Source organism: Tolypothrix bouteillei VB521301 (assembly GCF_000760695.4).
Lineage (GTDB): Bacteria > Cyanobacteriota > Cyanobacteriia > Cyanobacteriales > Nostocaceae > Scytonema > Scytonema bouteillei_A.
On record NZ_JHEG04000001.1, the window covers coordinates 2,698,157 to 2,720,071 of the forward strand.

Here is a 21,915-nt window from a genome sequence, read left to right on the forward strand (position 1 = left end):
TTTCTACTGTTTTTTCTGATTAAGTTTTGCTAAAAACCGATCGAGTTCTTTTTGGCTTAAGTGTGCTTCTGGAAAATCAGAAGTTGTAAACCCTTTGGCTTCAGAAGATTGGCAATGATCCTTGCTTGATAGCAACGCTTGAACACTCGTTATGGTTTCTTGTGCTGCCGGAATTTCCTGCTTGAGAACTGCTACACTTGCTAACTGAGCAATTGTTTGATGCTGAAATAGCTGTTTAGTCGTTAGCTTTAAACTGGCCTGGTTAGCTTTGGCAATAATCTGAATAGCGACAATGGAATCCCCACCCAACTTAAAGAAGTTATCATAAATACCCACTTGCTCTATACCGAGAAATTCAGCCCAAAGTTGAGCCAGCTTGGCTTCAACAGGAGTACGAGGCAGTACAAAGGCTTTATCTAATTCAGGTCTGCTTGTATCGGGTGCTGGTAGCGAGCGGCGATCTATTTTGCCATTAGGTGTCAAAGGGAGTGCCTCTAACATCATAAAAGCTGTTGGCACCATGTAATTTGGCAAGTTCGACTCCAAGAAACGCCGCAGCTCGGTTATTGTCACTGTCTGCTTGGGCTGCGAAACTACGTAAGCGACCAAACGCTCTCTTTCTGGTTCATCTGAGCGAACCACAACCACACTTTCTTGCGCGGCTGGGTATTGATTGATCAGCGCTTCAATCTCTCCGAGTTCGATGCGAAAACCCCTAAGTTTTACCTGATGGTCAATTCGACTAATGTACTTAATCGTACCATCTGATTGATAACAAACTAAATCACCAGTCTTATACAAACGGGATTTTGGATTGTTGTTAAAAGGGTTTGGGATAAACTTCTCAAATGTGAGTTTTGGTTGGTTAAAATAACCACGAGCTAGACCAACACCGCCAATATGCAATTCACCAGGAACACCCACAGGCACTGGTTGTAAATAAGTATCTAAAATATAAAATTCTGTATTGGCAATCGGGCGACCAATAGAGACAATGTTATTTGTGTGCTCTATCCTCGTGTTATTCTCTACTTTTTTGACAGCTGACCAAATAGTAGTTTCTGTAGGACCGTATAAGTTCCACAGTTCAGTGCTTCGTTCGAGTAATTGATTGGCAAGAATTTGGTCAAGAGCTTCACCACCACAAAGGATTTTTAACTGCTGGCTCCCAGTCCAGCCTGCAGCAATCAGCATCCGCCAAGTGGTTGGTGTAGCTTGCATTACCGTGGCGTTAGAAGAAATAAGCTGTTCTAACAATTGCGATCCATCAGTAGCAACTTCGCGGCTAACTATAACAAGACGAGCACCTACGATCGCTGGTAAGTATAGTTCTAGGGCTGCAATATCAAATGATAAGGTGGTGACTGATAAGAAAGTATCTTCTTTTGTCAGCCCTGGATTGCGGCGCATTGCACTTAAGAAGTTAGTTAAGGCATTATGGGGAATTTGTACTCCTTTTGGTTGACCGGTAGAACCGGAGGTGTAAATTATGTAGGCGAGGTTTTCGCCGTTAGCTCGGTTAATAGGATTGCGATCGCTTTGTTTGGCAATCTCTTCCCAGTCAGCATCTAGACAGACCACCTGGGCTTGATGTTCTGGCAAAACTGTCACCAACTTTTTCTGAGTCAGCAGCACTGATATTTGTGAATCTGCCAACATGAATGCCAACCGTTGTTGTGGATACGCCGGATCTAGAGGGACATAAGCCCCACCTGCTTTTAGGATTCCTAACAGTCCTACTAACATATCCGGAGAGCGTTCCACACAAATTCCTATCAAGGTCTCTGGGCTAACTCCCAACTTTTGCAAATGATGTGCTAATTGATTAGCACGGGTGTTCAACTCCCTGTAAGAGAGTTTTTGGTCTTCAAACACGACCGCCACAGAATCGGGTGTTTGCTCAACCTGAGCTTCAAATATTTGATGAATACATACATTTTGAGGATATTCATTTAAAGTGTCATTCCACTCTACCAACAACTGAGAGCGTTCAGTTTCAGTTAATAAAGGCAATTCCCAAAGGCGATGGTCTTGATTGACCGCAATCGCTGAGAGTAATGTCTGCAAATGCCCTGCCATTCGTTCAATAGTGGCAGCATCAAACAAATCAGTGCTGTACTCAAAGTTTGCACGCAGTCCTTCTTCAGTTTCTTTGATCGACAAGGTTAAATCAAACTTTGCTGTTGCAGTTGGCATTTCTAAGAAACTGAGAGTCAGCCCAGGAAGTTTGAGTTCTTCTCTCGGTGCATTTTCCAAAACAAACAAAACTTGAAATAATGGTGTATGAGATAAATCTCGTTTTGGTTGTAATTGTGCTACCAGCAATTCAAAGGGTATATCTTGATAATTGTATGCTTCCCAAGCTACTTGGCGCACTCGCCTCAACAACTCTCGAAATGAAGGATTACCTGATAAATCAGTACGCAGAACTAAAGAGTTAACAAAATAACCAATAAGTTTTTCTAAATCGCGGCTGTGACGGTTAGCGATGGTAGTACCGACACATATATCTTCCTGATAAGTGTAACGATAAAGAAGTGTTTTAAACGCCGCTAGCAAAGTCATAAACAGAGTCGTCCCCTCTTGCTGACTGAGCTTTTTAAGCTTCTCAGTCACATCTGTCCCTATTTTTAGGGTAGTGGTGGCTCCTCGAAAAGTTTGAACAGGTGGTCGTGGGCGATCGCTCGGTAATTGTAAAACAGGAAGATGACCGCCAAGCTTTTGCTTCCAGTAAGTCAGTTGTTCCTCAAACACCGATCCACGCACCCATTGTTGCTGCCAGTTGGCAAAATCAGCATACTGAATGGACAGATCCTTTAGGGGTGAAGGCTGATTTTTGGAGAAAGCCTCGTAGAGTGTGCCTAGTTCCTGGATAATAATTTTACTCGACCAAGCGTCTGAGATGGTGTGATGTATAGCGAATAACAACACGTGCTTTGTTTCGGCTATTTTAAATAGCGTAACTCGAAGTAATGAACCTTCTGATAAGTTGAAGGAATGCTGAGATTCAGCAATAGATGACTGGTGAATTGTTTCCCACTGCTTGGTTTCCGCCAAATCCATCAAATCTACGACTGACAGCGTGAAATTGGGGTTAGAAGCGATCTCCAAAACAGCTTGACCATCTTCATTTTTAAATGAAGTCCGTAAAACTTCGTGACGCCGTACTATTTCTATAAGCGCTTGTTCTAAAACAGCTGTATTCAGCGATCCTTTCAAATGAATACCAAATAATTGGTTGTAAGCAGCGCTAGCACCCTCTAATTGGTCTATAAACCATATTCCCTGTTGACCAAAAGACAAGAGCAGATCTTTATCTCGCGGAACTGGTTGAATTTCTACTGAAGTTGGACTGGCAACATAATGACCTTGATTGAGAAATTTAAGTATTTCTGCTTTGCGTTCAGTTATTTGAGCTTGTAGCTCTGGCGTGAGTACTTCTTGAGGGGCATTACAGCGTAAACGCTCACCATTTGACCAAAGCCTAATGTCTAAGTTAGTTAAATAGGACAAAAACTCTTGAATAGATTTCATAACTCAATTTCCACTCGGTTAGTTAATGCCTTGTCGATAGGAGCTTGTAGTTTTTGAGATGTTATGGTTATCTCCTCAATGGACTTTGCTAAGCTAGATAGAATTGGTGTTTGCAGGAAATTTTGCATGGGTATATTTAGGTGTAATCTTTCATTTACCCGTGAGACAACTTGGGTAACTTGCAGAGAATCTCCCCCTAGTTCAAAAAAATTATCGTTAATACTCACTTTCTCTATTCGCAAGACTTCTTGCCAAATACTGGCAATGAGTTTTTCTGTTTCTGTTTGAGGCATTACATAAGCAGCTTTCACTTGCGATCGCAATCCTTTTAACCCAGGTAAAGCAAGACGATCTACTTTGCCATTAGCTGTCAGTGGTAAAGCATCTAACAGTACAAATTCAGCAGGCAACATATATTCAGGTAGTTTTTCCTGTAGGAAATTACGCAACTGTCTAGGTTGAAAACGTTGCACCGTTGATGGTGCTTGAGCAATGAATACATCAAACCCAATTAAATCAGCAACAGAATCGGGCTCGTTCATAAAAACGCTGTTTGAAAATTCCAAAGAAGCTAATATTCTCTGCCATTGTGCTTTTGACAGCACTGGATGTTCCGGTCTTAGCTCTCGATCCTCAAACCGTTCAAACCCTTGCTGTAGACCCATGTTCAAATCAAAGGAGCGATGAAATTTTGTTTTTTCAATTGCAAGGAGTAAACCATTTGGAGCTAACAAGGAGCGAATATTCTTCAGGGTTTGCTCTATAAACTGAGTGTTATGAATAACAGTTGCAGCAATAACAATATCAAAGGAATGTGGCTCAAAACCTTGCTCAATAGGGTTTTTCTCAAGATCTAAAATGTCATAGCTAACAAAAGGATAGTTGGTAAAATTTTCTTGACCTTGTTGGAGAAAGAATTGAGAAATATCAGTAAACACATAAGTTGTTTGGCTTGGCGGTAACAATGGCAGTAAATGTTCTGTAGTAGAACCATAACCGCCTCCAACTTCCAGGATTCGCAGTTGTTTTCCTGACTCTATATTTTGTACTATTGCCGCCATGATTTCACTAGCGATCGCATTGCAATCAGCAAACATTATTTTGTATATATCCCGAGTTTTTTCGGAAACATAAATTTCTGCCGAGTGGATTTTTTCAGTAATAATGTTTGCTAAGTTATCAAAAGGAGCATCAGGTATCAAATCCATCCAAGTTTTAGTGAAACCATGATTTATCTGAATTTCTTTTGAAAGCTTTTGAAATGCAGAAATTGGTAATTCAACAACACTGGTAAAGACTTTTCCCTCCTGCTTCAACCATCCTTCTTGAACCAGCACCTGCAAAGCTCGATTTAACCATTTTTTGTAGCGTGGAGCAATATGACATCGAGACATTAAATCATCTACGTCATACTTCTCTCCAGGTGAGTGATAAACACCAAGCTTTCTGAGCGCCCGACACACTGAAATAGTGTATAGATAATTTTGGTGTTCCCATATTGCCGCAAAAGTTTGGATATCTACATCCCAAAAACTATTTTTTGCTTGTTGAAGTCCTGCTTTTACCAGAGATGGCCAGAGGATCTGAGATTTGAAAGTATCAGCACTTTCCGTTTCTAAGAAGCTTAATGCTTTGTCTTGCTTGGGAACCACATAAGCTACTAGATACTGATTTTGCTGTGACTCTCCCGCCGCAGCAACTATTGCATCTTTCAGATCTGGGTGCTGTTTTAAAGCTGCTTCAATTTCTCCTGTTTCGATGCGGTATCCCCTTAGTTTGATTTGGAAATCTACACGTCCCAAAAATTCAATGTTGCCATCAGGTAAATAACGACCGAGGTCACCAGTACGGTAAATGCGTTCCTTTGTGCGGGGATGAGTGATAAAATTGACAGCAGTTTTTTCTTCATCCTGCCAATAGCCCTTGGCAACCTGCATACCAGTACAGTACATTTGACCGGGAACCCAAACAGGGCAATCTTCTAAAGCTTCATTCAAAACATAGTATTTTGTATTCGCCATCGGTTTGCCATAAGGAATACTCTTCCAGTTTGGATTGACCTCCGCAATTAAATAACCGATATTCCAAATAGTTGTTTCTGTTGGACCACCAATACTGAGTACTTGTACTTCTGGTATTAAAGCTTGAAGACGGTTAGGCAAGGAAATTGGGAGCCAATCTCCACCTAGAATTGCCAAACGCAAACTTACTGGTAATGTCACAGAGTGGTTCTCTGCGTATTCCACCAACATCTTCATCACTGGGGGTACTGAGTTCCATAGCGTCACTTTTTCCTGCACCATCAACTTAACCCAGTGAGCCGGATCTTTGACAGCAGAAGCATCAGGCATCACAATCACACCACCAGCACAAAGTAGACCGAATATGTCATAAACAGACAGATCGTGACTCAAAGCGGTTACAGCCAGGATGCGGTCTTGAGAAGTAATATTAAACCGCTTGTTGGTATGGATAACTACGTTAACCACGTTGCGGTGAGTAATCATTACTCCTTTCGGTAAACCAGTAGAACCAGAGGTGTAAATTACATAAGCTAAATCATCAGGCGTTTGCGCTGGTTGGAGTGGCTGGCTGTTTTCGTTGGCAAATGCTTCTGTATCTATGCACAAACGTTGTATATCCAATGGCCATTCCAGCTTTTCGTTCAAACAAGATTGAGTCAGAACAATCTTGACTTGACTATTTTCTAAAAGATATTTTCTGCGTTGCTGTGGCAATCCCGGCTCGATGGGAACATAAGCTGCACCAGCAGCCAAAATTCCCATTACAGCGACAATTTGCTCCCATCCTTTCTCCATAACTACACCTACCAACTGGTTGGGTGCAGCCCCAAGTTTCCGCAATCGATGACCAACTTGATTGGCAAGTGTGTATAGCTCTTTGTAAGTCAGAGTTCGCTCGGATGAAATAACGGCAGGTTCCACTCTTCGCTTTTGGACTTGTGCTGCAAATAAAGTATGCAGCAGTTCATCGGGAGTTGGTGTGGTCGTTGCATTAACGGCTTCCCGTTGCGCTAATTGGGCAGGAGGAATGAGTTGTCGAGTTGTCTCAGTCCAAGCTAATTCAGAAGTTGCCAGTTGTTTGAGGAAACGACAATAAGCCTCAAACATATCACAGATCAAACCTTCTGGAAAAAGTTCTTCAACTACATCCCAGTTGAAAGTCAATACTCCCTTATCCTCCCAAACTTGAATATCCATCCAAGCCTGGGAAGCTTGGCTAATGCCATAGACTAACTCTCCAAAATGACTAAATGTCAAGGTTTCCTGACCAAGCAAACCAAAACCAAGAGTGCTAGTAAATACGATTGGCATCGCGCTAGGTGCCGTACCTCGCCTGCGTGCTAATTCCCGCGTCACGCGTACACCACTGATGTAACGGTGTTCTAAATCGTGCCACAGCTGTTGCTGTAGGCGCTTTGAGCGGTCAATAAACGGTTCCGGAATAGAATTCTCGACAGCGAGTAAGGTGACAGAAGTGAAATCTCCCAAAATGTCATGGACTTGAGGATGCAAAGGTAGACGATTAAATAAGGCTAGATTGATAGTAAACCGAGAGCTTTTGCACCAAAGTGTTAAAACTTCAGCAAAGGCGGCTAGTAAAACTCCAGAGGCTGTTAAACCAGCTCGAGCAGTACGTTGTTGCAACTGTTGCCATTCATCTCGCTCCAATCGCCCTTCGTAACGCCTATTTCTATGGTGTTTGAGTTCTTTGGGATTTTTGGCAAGAGGTAAGTCTGGAGCAGGGGGTAAGTTATCTAAGCGATTCAACCAGTACTCTTGCGATCGCCTGTACAATTCTGTAGTTTCCAATTCTTGCAGAGCAAGAACATAATCCCGGAATGAAAGTTCTAAAGGTAGGAATGTAAAATTGGGATTTTGGTAAAGTTGAAACCACTCATCAAATAGACGAAACAGACTCCAAGCATCAAAAATTTGTAAATCGTAACTGACGTGTAATCGGATACGCTCTTCATCTAAACACGTTGCTCTAAACTCAAATAAAGGCCACTTGTCAGCTGGTAGTACTTGGTAAGCCATTCGCTCGCGAATCATCTCAATCTCAGAGGTGATAAATTCTTCATCCTGACCCTTAAGATCCAAGACCTGAATTTGATAGAAAGGCACCTGTTTGAGAACTTGCTGTTGACCATCTGGTAACACCACAGCCCTAAGCATATCATGACGCTCAATTAATTTTTGCAGTGCCCAGTTTAATCGTTCTAAGTCTAAACCTTTGCATTCAATCTCGTAATAACCATGATTGGCAACACTACCTAGCTCTAGAACTCCACTACGCCCCACCCAAAAGGCGTGCTGCATATCAGTGAGTGGGAAAGGTTCATAACGCCGATCTGGCGCTGGCACAATTGTTGGGAGAGAAGCAGAACTGGTACTGATACTATTTTGGCGTAACAATACCAAAAGCTCTGCTTTATGTTCAGTCAAAGCGTTACGGAGTTCTGAGGTTATTACCCCCTTTGGTGCATCAATATTTAGTAAATCTCCATCTGCAAAAAGTTTTACACCTTTATTGGAGAGGGTTGTTAAAAGTAAGTTTAGTTCCATATAATTTATGCATTGTTAACTCAAAACGACGAATAGAGACGGATAAATTCCATAATTTTTAAAATTATTTGTCCTTTTTATTGAATTTTCGCCTTAATAGTTTATTCACAAACAAAGCTAAAAACTCAATTTTTCCCTTTCTGTATTCATGTCGAATGTGGCATCTGATAAAACTAAGTTTGTTAGAGTTAATTGGTTGAGCAATAGTTGCACTAATTGAGTGACAGTGTTGTCACCAAAAAATTTCTCCATTGGCACTCGTACCCCTAACCTAGACTCAATTCGACTCCTCACTTCAAAAGCCATCAACGAATCCAGCATTGAAGCAAGATACATATCCGAATTCAGTTTAGTAACTGGAATCTGTAGCGAACTTGCTAATTCTCCTATGACATAAGTCTCTAACACGCGTTGACGCTCTGCTGGTTCCATCGCTAAGAGTTTGTCTGTGGAGAAATTGTCTTTTTCCTTATGGTTTGTTTCTATGAACTGAATCCCCAATTCATTTCTTCCTGCTTGAAAACTGGGTTGTAGTGCTACACGATCCAAGCACTTAAGTTGTACGTTGATAACTTCCGCTACGAGTTGTCCTGCTAAGTCAAACAGGCTAACATCACCAGCGATAATTTCATTGCGAGCACAATTCTTTTTACCAGAATGTAATCTTGCTTTAGCCCAGAATGTTCGAGTGCTAGCATAACCATAAAATTGGAAGCTTTCAAAGCCTACAATAACGTAAGTATCAGAAGTTTCTGGGGCAAAGCTAGCCGATAAAAGCTGAAAACATGCATCTATCGCGTCTAGAGGAAGATAATATTGACTATTTGCTTCTTCTGACAATCCAGTCACTACTTTACCAATAACCTCTCCCTCTTGCAACCAAATTTGCTCAAGTGACTGACAGCTAAGACCTAAGTTCATTCCTCGCTCTGCCATCATTTCGTAGAACTGAGAACCAGAAAATGGTTTTTGAGATTGTGCCTCAATGTCTGTAAAAGAAAATGGTTTTTGAGTCAGTACTGTGCTATCTTGTTGCTCAAAGCGTAACACTCCCGTACTGTGCATTGTCCAATCTGTCCGTTTATTTGCCTCATCTGATATCAAACTGAAAATTTGGAAAGAAATTTTTCCAGAAACCTCATCAGGACAAAGTATTAACTGCACAGTACAAATATCTTTCTTGGAAAAGACAAGCGCTTGGGGTATAAACACATCTTCTAAAATGTAAGTTCTTTGTCCAAACGCCTCTGCTGCTGCTGCTAAAACCATCTCCAGATAAATGACAAGATTTACCACTGGCACACCTTGAAGCCCATGATCTTTTACAAGTGGTAGTAAATCAATGCTAAACTGGGACTCAAATTGAACTTGCTTAAGAGGCGATCGCAATTGTCTTCCTAACAAAGGATGAGCAATTTTTGATGAACCAATTATTACCTCTTGATACTTCTGCTCGGAAGCATTCTTCCAAAATCTTTGTCGCTCGAAGGGATAAGTAGGTAATGACAGCCGACGCCAATTATAATCTTTATCAAAATTAACCCAATTTACATCTATACCTTCTGTATACAGACTTCCCAGGCTCTGTAACAACACCTGCCAGTCTTCTTGTCCTTTCATTAAAGAAGGTAACCAGAGAGCAGCCTTTTCAGGCAAGCATGGGGTGCCTATTTCTATGAAAGTGGAATGCGGTCCAATCTCCACGAACACGTTATAACCTTGCTCGTGTAACATTTGCAAGCTAGCTTTTAAATTGGCAGGTTCATCAATAGGGCGACACCAGTATTGAGATCTGGTCACGTCTTCCGCTTTAAGAAATTGTCCAGTTACGTTTGACGCTAAATCTATTTTTGGAGACGAGTATACAACCTCTGCGGCTATTTGAGCGAAGGAATCGAGAATTGGTTCTTTCAAAGGGGTGTGAAAGGCATGGGTAATCAGTTTTAAACCATCTTCTACGCTGAAAACTCCTGCGACACAACCTGCTACATACTTGCCTACACCGTGACCCATCACCGCATCTGGTTGTATCCCCCAAGATAACCATAATTGTGCTAGAGAGTATTCTAAAGCAAATAAAGCTGCTTGAGTGTACGTTGTTCGATCCAAAAGCGAGGTCACACCTGGTGGGGGATAGAGCACAGAGAGTAGTGGTTGCTCGAGATATGGGCGTAGCAATTGGTCACAGTATTTTAAGGCATGACGGAATACAGGCTGGGTCTCGTAAAGTTGACGGCCCATATCAATGTAGTGGCTCCCTTGACCTGCGAACAAGAATGCCACTTTTGCTTTTTTGGTAAGTGCTGTTTGAGAAGTGCTTAACCCCTGTAAATGTTGACCGCAGGCAAAAGCAGCAAGTTGTTGGCGTATCTGTTCTAAGGAAGTGGTGACAATTGCCATTCTGTAGGCGAAATGCGCTCTTCCAGTATTAGCAGTGAAACAAATATCCCCCAAACAAAAGTCGCGCTCTCCTGCAAAGTACAACTCATACCGAGAAGCCAATTTCTTTAATGCTGCTTCCGTTTTAGCAGATAGCGTCAGAATATGTACCGGACGTTCAATCCCTTCTTTTTTTTGGCTTGCTTGAGGTGCTTCTTCCAGTATGACATGAGCATTAGTGCCACTAAATCCAAAAGAACTCACTCCAGCTATACGTCTTTGCTGTTCTTGTGAAGTCCAAGGAGTCAGTTTTGTAGGAATTTTTAGAGAAGTCTTTTCTAAAGAAATCAGAGGGTTAAGTTGGTTTAAGTGTAAGTGAGGTGGAATTTCTTGATGTTGCATAGCCAGCACTACTTTAATTAAACCAGCTACTCCCGCTGCCGCTTCCAAATGGCCAATGTTCGTTTTTACCGAACCAATCATCAGGGGTTGTTCTTCTGGCTGTCTTTGACCGAGTACCGCCCCTAGCGCCTTTACCTCAATAGGATCACCTAAAGAAGTTCCTGTACCGTGAGTTTCTACATAACTCACTTGACTGGGTTCAACTTTTGCATTGTCCAATGCGGAGCGAATCAGAGAATTTTGAGCTAGTCCATTAGGAACTGTAAGCCCACTACTTCGACCATCTTGATTAACTGCTGAACCCCGAATGAGAGCTAATATATTATCGCGGTCAGCAATAGCATCACTGAGACGTTTGAGTACGACTATCCCGCAACCTTCACCCCGTCCGTAGCCATCAGCACTGGCATCAAAAGTTTTGCAGCGACCATCAGGAGATAGCGCTTGCATCATAGACATGGAGATATTTGTCTGTGGTGACAATATCAGTTGCACCCCACCAGCTAGAGCGAGGTGGCACTCTCCATTACGCAAACTTTGGCATGCAAGATGGACTGCAACCAAGGAAGACGAGCAAGCTGTATCCACGGATAGGGCAGGACCAGAGAGCCCTAAAAAATAGGATAAGCGACCAGCCGCTATGCTCAAAGCATTACCTGTAGCGCTATAAACATCAATATCAGTAAAACTACTAAGTTGTTCATAGTCACGAGCACTAATTCCTATAAATACACCGCTTTGACTGCCAATTAGTTTGTCCGATGCAATCCCAGCATTCTCTAAAGCTGAATAACTGACCTCTAGTAATAACCGTTGTTGGGGGTCCATGCTCACCGCTTCACGCGGTGAAATAGCAAAGAATTCAGCGTCAAATTCATCTACCTTATCTAAAAATCCACCCCTGCGAGTGTATGACTTACCAGGAGTTTTGGGATTTGGATCGTAGTAAGCGTCTATATTCCAACGGTTTGTTGGTATCTCCCTAGTAGCATCCACTCCATTACGTAACAGTTGCCAGAAAGGTTCTGGTTCATTGGCATTACCAGGAAATTGGCAACCTATACCAATGATGGCAATTGGTTCGGTCCGCGATCTCTCTAGCGTATCTAGTTGAGAACGCATCTCCTTAATAGCAAAAACTGCACGTTGTAATGGCGAGAGATGGTTACTATCTTCTGAAGGGTTGTTCATAGCATTTTAGATTTTAAATTTTGGATTGTGGTAATCCTTAGTTGTGTTTCTTGCCAACGTTTTTATTTCTAAATCAATCAATGCAGTCAATTCGTCTTCGGATAGCTGTTTGATTTCTGTTAATAATTCATTTTGATCGTAAGTATTTTTCTGTTCTTGGGTGGTAGAATGCAACAGCGAATCCGAGGAGAAAATTTCACTCATTAAATACTCAGCAAGAGCTTCTATGGTTGAATATTCAAAGGTTAATGTTGGACTTAGAAAAATTCCCAAGCTAGATTGGAGAAGGTTTTTTAACTCTAGAATCATTAAAGAATCGAGTCCCAGTTCAAAAAAACCAACTTGCACCTCTGGTAAATAGGAAGGTTCAAAGCCAGAAACGATCGCAACTTCTTTTTGAATGTGAGCAATCAAAATATTTTTCCGTTTGTTGGGAGGAGTATCATTTAAAATTTGCAAAAGTTTAGGCTTCTGAAATTCCGCTTGCGATTTTTCTACTGTCTTCGATTGTATTGCTTCAGCTATTTTCATCAAAAATGATGATTTAAAGTTATCTGGGAATAGCTGAAGAAACTTAGACCAATCTACCGATAATACGCTAATTTGAGTACAAGCTTGCTTAAGCAGGTGTCCTAAAACTTGCACTCCTTGCTGGGGTGGAATGAAACTTACACCAGCCTCTTTCCATCGCTGCTGGTCGCGACCATTCATAGACGCTGCCATACCAACTTCATCCCAAGAACTCCAGTTAATAGTTAAAGCTGGTAGTTCTCGTAACTGGCGGTAATGAGCCAAGGCATCTAAAAAGGCATTGCCCACAGCGTAGGAACCTTGACCGAGTGAACCGTGTACAGACGCTGCCGAGGAAAAGTTAACAAAAAAGTCTAAAGCAATATCTTGCGTTTGGATGTGTAAGTTCCAAGCACCTGCCACTTTTGGAGCCATGACCTGAGCAAAACGCTTCCAGTTTTGCTTAGTCAGCACACCGTCATCTAAAACGCCTGCTGCGTGAATAATACCACATAAAGGTGGCAAGTTAACTTTAATATCAGTTAAAACTCTTTGCACCTCAGTTTCCTGAGATATGTCAGCTTGAGCAACTACAATTTTTGCTCCCAACTGCTGCAATTTGCTCAGTTCCTGACTAACTTGTTCTGTAGCAACGCTGCGACCTACTAATACTAAATGCCGCACACCTTGCTCTAATAGCCATTGCGCCACTTTGAGTCCCAAACCACCAAGACCACCAGTAATTAGGTAGGTACTATCGGTGCGAAATTTGAGAGGTTTGAGCTTTCTTTTTTGACTTGCACTCGGTACTAGGCGAGCAACAAACCGCTTTCCATAACGCCAACAGACTTGAGACTCACCTTTTGGTTGGCAAAGTTCCTCTAACAAAGTGACTGCTGTCTCTTCCGGAGAACTCGAAACTATGTCTACCAATGCTGCCGACATTTCCGGATGTTCTAGGGCAATTGTTCTTCCTAGTCCCCAAAGTGGTGCTTGAGCGATTGCTAAATTCTCTGTCTCTATAGGTTGAGAGCCGTGAGTGATTAACCACAGACGAGGTAAATAGGAACCCTTGACTGAGGCAAGGGCTTGTACCAAATGAAGTACGCTGCCGCAATTCCGTAATTGATCCGTGTATAAGGAATCTATGGTGGTAGTATCTGTTGGTGTACTATCTAAACTCCACAGATGCACTATTCCACGATACGACAGTTTATTGTTTTCTAATAATTCCCTCAACAACCGCTGAAAGTCTTCAGGTTGTGCTGGGTTTATTTGCAAACACCCTTGCATGGAACGCTCGTAAGTGTCTCCTGTAAACACTAGGGTACAGCTTTCTCCATGCTTTTCTAACAATGTTGCTAGTGCGGACCCTACACCATGGCACCGATCGGCAAAAATTAACCAACCGCTATGCTCAACCGATCCTTTCGTTAGTGATTCTGATGCAGAGGATGTAAGAGATTGAGGCTGCCACTCGATTTCGTAAAGCCAATTGTTGTGTTGGTCGTCCGTTTTCTGTTGCTCGATCCAATAACGCGATCGCTGAAAAGGATAATTTGGCAGTGGGTATTGGCAACGAGGATAATCTCGATCAAATCCAGACCAGTCTACCTCAATACCACTAGTATATAACGCTCCCAAACTTTGAAGTAACTGCTGCCAATCTGAATGCCCTTTCCGCAATGAAGGTAACCAAGCTCCCGTGCCATTTGGTAAACACCTACGACCCATACCCAGTAAAATTGGATTTGGACCAATCTCTAGAAAAATTTCATACCCTTGGGCATGCAAAGTTTTCATACTCTCAGAAAATTTTACTGCCTCTCGGATATGCCGACGCCAATACCGGGCGTTAGCAACCTCAACTCCTGCAATGGGCTTTCCAGTTAAGTTGGAAATTAAATCAATTTTTGGTGATGAATACTTTACATTTGCAGCTATTTGCTCAAAGGAATCGAGAATCGGTTCCATTAAGGGGGAGTGAAAGGCGTGAGAGACATTTAAGCGTTGAGTGTGGATACCTTGAGCTTCCAGTTTTGCCACCACAGCCTCAAGCACTTTGCTGTCTCCGGAAATCACAATCTCCCTTGGGCTGTTAAGCGCTGCGATCGCAACCTTTTCTTCGTAAATGTCGATACCTACAGTGGGCGTTGCCAATGCTTCTCTCACCCTTGACTCTTCAGTAAAAATCGCAATCATTTCACCACCTTTTGGTAACGATTGCATCATCTTTCCCCGATAAGCAATCAGTTTTAGCCCATCTTCTAGACTAAAAACTCCTGCTACACAAGCTGCAACATACTCACCCAAACTATGACCCATCACCGCATCTGGTTGTATCCCCCAAGACAGCCATAATTGCGCCAATGCATATTCTAAAGCAAATAAAGCTGGTTGGGTATAAGCTGTTTCATTTAATGACGAGGTTGCGTTTGATGGAGGAAAAAGTACTGACAATAAAGATTGGTCCAAGTAAGGGCGTAATAGTTCGTCACAGTGTTCTAAAGCTTGGCGGAATATCGGTTGAGTGTCATAGAGTTGGCGTCCCATACCGATGTACTGACTGCCTTGACCGCTAAATAAAAATGCAATTTTTGCTTTTTTGCTGGGGGTTCTTAGAGTACTGCGTAATTCCTGCGGTTGTTTTTCGTGAATAAAAGCAGTTAGTTGCTGGCGCAGTTGTTGTAAGGTATCGGCGACGATTGCCAAACGGTAGTTAAAATGCGATCGACCGGTATTTGCTGTGAAACAGATGTCTCCCAAAGACTCACTACAACAGGTTGCTAAGTACTGCTCATAACGAGAAGCTAACTCCTTTAATGCTGTTTCCGTTTTAGCTGAGAGAGTCAAAATGTGCAATGGACGTTTGTTGCCTTCTTTCTTTTGATTTTTTGTAGGTGCTTCCTCCAGGATTGCATGAGCGTTAGTGCCACTCATGCCAAAAGAGCTTACCCCAGCAAGGCGCTGTTGCCCGTTGACTAAAGACCAAGGAGTTTGTTCTTTTGGAATGACTATGGGAAAGCTTTCCTGGGAGATAGCAGAATTAAGTTTCTTGAGATGCAGATGAGGTGGGAGTTTCTTATGCTGCATTGCAAGTACCACTTTGATGACACCAGCTACTCCAGCGGCGGCTTCCAAATGACCAATGTTTGTCTTAACTGAACCAAGTAGTATCGGCTGAGTCTTTGAACGCCCCTCAGCAAGTACTGCCCTTAAAGCCTCAACCTCAATGGGGTCTCCCAAAGCAGTTCCTGTGCCGTGAACTTCGACATAACTGATATTTGCTGGTTTTACATCAGCATTTTCTAGTGCCGCTTTAACAACTGCTTGTTGGGCTAAGCCATTAGGAACCGTCAATCCACTACTGCGACCATCATGGTTGATTGCTGTTCCTCGAATCAGGGCAAGGATATTGTTTCCATCTACTAAGGCATCAGAAAGACGTTTAAGTACTATCACTCCACAACCCTCTCCACGCCCGTAACCGTCAGCAGCCGCATCAAAAGTCTTGCAGCGACCATCGGGAGATAAAGCACGCATTTTGGATAACACAATGCTCAAGTGTTGTGACAGTATGAGGTTGACTCCGCCAGCAAGAGCTAAATTGCACTCTCTTAAACGTAAGCTTTGACAAGCTAGATGGACACCAACAAGGGAAGATGAACAAGCAGTATCGACAGCCAAACTAGGTCCTTGCAAACCCAAAAAATAAGACAACCGACCAGCCGCAACACTTGCCGTATTGCCTGTGAAGGAGTAAGCATTAGCATTCCCGCTCCCAGACATCATCAGCTGTTTGTAGTCATCATTATTAATCCCTACAAACACTCCACTACGGCTACCATTTAATTTGTCTGGTGCAATTCCTGCATTTTCTAGAGCCTCCCAACTCACTTCTAATAATAGCCGTTGCTGCGGATCGACGTTCACAGCCTCACGCGGTGGAATGGCAAAGAATTCGGCATCAAATCGATCTACTTCTGTATCCAAAAACCCACCTCGATGTGTGGATATTGTATTGAAATCTTTTAAATTAGCTTTGTCATAAGCACTTACATCCCACCGATCTGATGGCACTTCTCTAGTGGCATCTACACCGTCATATAATAACTGCCAAAATGACTCAGGATTATTAGCACCTCCAGGAAAGCGACAACCCATACCAATGATGGCAATTGGTTCAGTTTGCTTGCGCTCCATAGCGTCAAGCTTGGATTGCATTTCTTCGAGTTTGAGAAAAGCTTGTTTTAACGGCGATAACTGGGCTAAGCGATCTGAAGTGTTACCCATAAATCTTGACTTTTAAAGAGTTTGTAATTTCTGGATGAGTAATGCTTCTATTTCTTCTTCCGATATCTGTTCGAGTTTAGCGATCGTCATCTCCAACTCGTCAGCATTGTTTTTGCATGATTCAGAAGATTTTTCCACAAATTCTAAAGGAAGCACTTCTGCGGCCAAATACTGAGCTAGAGCTTCAATGGTTGGATAATTAAAGGTCACACTTGGGGACAAAGTATATTCTAAATTGGTAATTAATTGCTCTCTTAACTGAGAAACCATTAAGGAATCCATACCCATTTCAAAAAAGCCTATTTTTGGAGATGGTAGCTGTTCGGAGTCAAGCCCTAAAATTTTTGCAACCTCTGTTTGAAGATGTGCAATTAAGAAGGCTAAGCGATCTCCTTGAGGAATTTGTTCTAAGCGTTGTTGAAGTCGTGGTTCAGATTGTAATACTAAGTTGGAATTATGCGTGTCACTCAAATCAAATATCGTATTTTTATTCGTGTTAGACGAGACATCCACGCCATCAGTGCTGTGTGAACTGGCAATAGGGTGTAAGGGGTCTTTTTCCTCAACCCAATATCGTTGTTCTTGCCAAGGGTAAGAAGTTAAACGAATGTACTCTCCAACTGTTGAATAGAGTTGAGACCAGTTTACTGCTATTCCTATTGTATAAAGTTTACTAAGAGAGGTCAGCATTACACTTCGGTCATCTTGACCCCGGCGTAAGGAAGACAGTGTAGTTACTTTTTTATTTGGTAAGCACTGAATGATTGATTGGGAAAGAACTGGATGAGGACTAATCTCAAGAAAAATGTCATAACCCTCTTTTGCGATCGCTGAGATGCTTGCAGCGAATTGTACTGGCTCTATGAGGTTTCGACCCCAGTAGCGAGCATCAAAATCACCAGTTTTATATAAACTTCCCGTCACAGTTGAGAAAATGGGAATTGATGGTTCCTTTGGTTCAATGCCTTGGAGAACAGACACCAATTCATTTTCAAAAGGAACCATTTGAAAACTGTGAAAAGCACAGTTGACATTTAGCAGACGACAAAAAACATGACCTTGCAGTTCTATATCTTGCACGAGATTGGTAATAGCAACATCATCCCCAGACACTACAACTGAATTTGGACTGTTAATTGCTGCTACGGACAGGCGCTCTTCATATCCTGCCAGTAAATCCAATGCTTCTTCACACGATAGCCCAATGGCTGCCATTTTCCCCTTGCCAGTCGCTTGTTGCATCAATCGGCTGCGGTGAAAGACAATCCGTACAGCATCTGAAAGAGAAAGAATATCAGCTACGTATGCTGCTGCCACTTCTCCTAGGCTGTGACCTACCACCGCTTCGGGAACGATTCCCCAAGAACGCCACAAAGCGGCTAAGGCAATTTGAATGGTGAAAATTACTGGTTGTGCGTATGCGGTTTCATCTAAGCGAGACTCATTCTCTGGTTTTTGTAGCTCCTTCAACACCGACCAGCTTACATATTGACCAAATTCGCGATCGCATTGCTCACATACAGTTTGAAATACGGGTTCTGTAAGTAGCAATTTCCTTCCCATAGCACACCATTGTGAACCTTGACCGGAAAATACAAAAGTGACACACACATTCTGTTGCCGTACATCGATAGTTATATCCGAATTTCCTTCGGCAACAGCTTTTAAGTATTGTTGTAACTCTTTGGTTGACTGGGCGATAACCGCTAACCTATAGTCAAAATGACTTCTGTGTCGGCTGACACTATAACAAAGGTCATTAAGTGAAATTTCTGGCTGTTTGTTGATTTGTAAATATAGTCTTTTACTTAAATCTTGTAGAGCCTCTGGCGTATGAGCTGAGAGTGGAAATAGTGCTTCTGTTTTTGTTGTGTCTTGAACGTGAAATGTGGAAAATTGATTGTAAACATTGTGCCAATGAATAGATTTTCCCAGAGTATATAGCTGACCGAGAGATTGTAACATTACGTGTCGGTCATCTTTATTCCTTCTCAAGGATTCTAGCACTGTGCCTTCTTTTTCATAATGTTGTAAGGTTTGTCGAATAGCTGGTACCAGAATCGGATGTGGGCTGACCTCTAAAAAGGTATTAAAACCTTTTGCTACTAAATATTCTATAGCTTGAGAAAATAGTACTGGTTCTTTTAAAGAACGCGCCCAGTAAGACCCATTAAATTGATGATAATTTAACTGCGTACCAGTCAAGGCTGAAATCATAGGAACCACTTCCGGGTTAGTTTTGATGTCCCTAAAGACTTCCAATAGCGGCCCTTCTAAAACTTCCATTTCTGGAGTATGAACGGCAATATTTGTTTTAACTAAACGACCAAAAATATTATGACGCCGTAGATCGTCTAATACTGCTTCGAGTGCCGTTTGATTTCCTGACAACACTGTCGAAATAGGACTATTATAGATAGCTGGGTAAACACTATCTTCATAGAAAAGTGTCGCTGCTTTTGCTTTGTTCCATGGAAGCGACACAAGCGCCATTGCTCCAGAACCACTCTTCATCGCGGCATTATGGCTTTGATGATAGATAACCCGCACTGCATCAGACAGATTAAGGATACCAGCTACATGAGCGGCGGCTACTTCTCCAATGCTATGACCGACAACAACATCTGGTTCAATACCCCAGTGTTTCCACAAAGACGCTAAAGCAACTTCAATGGCAAAAATAGTCATCCACATCACATCGATTTCGTGTAGCCGAGATTTTGCTTCAGACCAGAGAGCGACTTCTTCAAGTAAAGACCAATCTACGTACTGTTGCATAAGATGGTCACACTTTTCTAGAGTCGCTCGAAATACGGGTTCAGTCTTTAGCAATTTTTTGCCCATGCCAAACCATTGAGACCCCTGTCCCGAAAACACAAAGACTACGGGGGGATTTTTAATTTGAGAGTTTTTATACAACTCTACGCAATTTGGGTTGCTGTGGGAATCAACAACTATTGCCAGTTTATGAGTACCGCGCAACTGATTGAAATCTATTAATTTCTTTAACTCGAATTCAGGAGTTTGTAATTTTGCTTTGACTTCTTGGTAGAGAGAATCGAGAGCTTCTTCAGTATCTGTTGATAAAGGAACTAGTAAAGGAAAGCGACTTTGTTGCCTTAAATCATCCATTAATTCTTGAACTACAACATGGCAATTTGTTCCCCCAAAACTAAAAGCGCTTACTCCTGCTAAAGCAGGCTCTTTTGAATATGGCCAAGTAGTTAAAAATTTTTGTACTTGCAGATGTAATTCCTCAAAGGGAATTGCCGGATTAGGTTGGTTAAAATGAAGGCTTGGAGGAATTTGGCGGTGTTTAATAGCTAGGACAACTTTGATAAGCCCAGCAATGCCAGCAGCTGCTTCTAAGTGTCCAATGTTGGTTTTAACAGAGCCTAAAATCAATGGACGCTCTGCGGTGCGATCGCAACTTAGCACTGCCCCCAAAGCTTTAGCCTCGATTGGGTCTCCCAGTTTTGTCCCAGTACCATGAACTTCAACATAATGGACTTGATTGGGATTGATCCCAGCTTGTTCGTAAGCCTCCCGCAACAAGGCTTCTTGAGCTTTGGGGTTAGGAGCGGTCAACCCATTGCTGAAGCCATCATTGTTAACTGTACTACCTCTAATAACACAGTAAATGCGATCGCCTGCAGCCAGCGCTAGGGAGAGGGGCTTAAGTACGACCAGACCTGCTCCCTCGCCTCGAACATAGCCATCAGCATTGGCATCAAAAGTTTTACATCGACCTTCAGGAGATAAGCCCCCAAACTTGGACATGACCAAAGTGCTATCGGGGTTAATCATCAAGTTAACACCCCCAGCCAGTGCAAGAGTCGATTCTCCAACTCGCAAACTTTGACAAGCCAAGTGGACAGCAACTAAAGAGGATGAACAAGCGGTATTCACTGTCATACTCGGTCCAGCGAAACCAAAAATATAGGAGATGCGATTGGCGATAATACTCAAATCTTGACCAGTAGCCGTGTGCTGAGCAATGTTTCCTGTCTGCCTTACCAAATTTGCGTAGTCAGTCCACATAGCTCCAATAAAAACACCAGTCTTGCTCCCTTTTAGGATTTCAACAGGTTGGTCAGCATCTTCTAAGGCTTCCCAAGACAGTTTTAGCATGAGACGTTGTTGGGGATCTATTTGCACTGTTTCCTTTGGGGAAATACCGAAGAACTGAGGATCGAACTTATCTATTTCGTCCAGAAAGCCACCCCAACGCGTGTTCATTTTGCCTGGAGTGGTTAAGTTAGGGCCGTACAAAACATCCTTGTCCCATCGCTCAGTTGGTACCTCATTTACAGCATCCACTCCATTCTTAAGTAATTGCCAAAAGACATCGGTGTTATTAGCACTTGGAAAGCGACAGGCAATACCGATAATTGCAATAGGTTCAGGCGGTAAATTCTTAAATTTCTGGCTATTTGTACTAACTAATAACTGGTTATCCTGAGCCTCCGCAACATAACTGGCTAAGGCTGTAATATTTGGATACTCCCAAATTAGAGTGGGAGACAACTGACACCCTAACTCAGTCGCTAAGTTGTTAATCAAACCAGTTGCTCTTACTGAATCAAGTCCACAGTCAATAAAGCGTTTCTCAAGGTTAATGTCTTGGGGAGCAATTTCTAGTAAGGAGGCTAGTTGCGAGCGCAGCCAGTCTTGAATAGTTTTTACACTCTTTCTTGTAGACCCAAAACTGACTCTCGGTAAAGTGGAACGTGAGGTTGTTTTGGATTCGCCTTCCCCTGAATTTTCGATTTTTTTGAACATTATTTGCCGCTTTGGAACAAAAAGACGCTATAGAAATGTTACTTTGAACTCGTTTTGAAACAAAGTACTTTTTCGACGCCCTAAATTCATTCAAATTAGAAATTTTCCACGCTGCTTTCCAATCAGTAACAAGCAATTGCAAGAGCAGAAGTGGAAATCTTATCGCATCCGTATTGCAAGTTATTTTCAATTACTGCTTACTTACTCTAATAGGAATCTATAGCATTTAGCAATA

At 42.3% G+C, this 21,915-nt stretch carries 5 protein-coding genes; all 5 read right to left on the reverse strand.

Translation table 11 applies throughout. From position 1 onward, the window contains the following. Nucleotides 1-3: 3 nt before the first annotated feature. Nucleotides 4-3,534 (reverse strand): non-ribosomal peptide synthetase, encoded by a 3,531-nt coding sequence (locus tag HC643_RS10790; protein WP_050045663.1) that lies wholly within the window; start codon nucleotides 3,532-3,534, stop codon nucleotides 4-6. Then, complete coding sequence (locus tag HC643_RS10795; RefSeq protein ID WP_082051686.1) at nucleotides 3,531-8,123, reverse strand: non-ribosomal peptide synthetase; 4,593 nt, start codon at nucleotides 8,121-8,123, stop codon at nucleotides 3,531-3,533. Before HC643_RS10795 ends, HC643_RS10790 begins: the two co-directional genes overlap by 4 nt. A gap of 117 nt (nucleotides 8,124-8,240) precedes the next feature. Beyond that, nucleotides 8,241-12,095 (reverse strand): type I polyketide synthase, encoded by a 3,855-nt coding sequence (locus HC643_RS10800; RefSeq protein WP_050045664.1) that lies wholly within the window; start codon nucleotides 12,093-12,095, stop codon nucleotides 8,241-8,243. Between the two features lie 6 nt (nucleotides 12,096-12,101). After that, a complete protein-coding gene (locus HC643_RS10805; RefSeq protein WP_167844656.1) occupies nucleotides 12,102-16,898 on the reverse strand; it encodes a type I polyketide synthase in 4,797 nt (1,598 codons plus the stop codon). Nucleotides 16,899-16,910: 12 nt separating this feature from the next. Next, entirely contained in the window at nucleotides 16,911-21,680 is a 4,770-nt protein-coding gene (locus tag HC643_RS10810) for a type I polyketide synthase (RefSeq protein ID WP_050045667.1), read from the reverse strand. Nucleotides 21,681-21,915 lie beyond the last annotated feature (235 nt).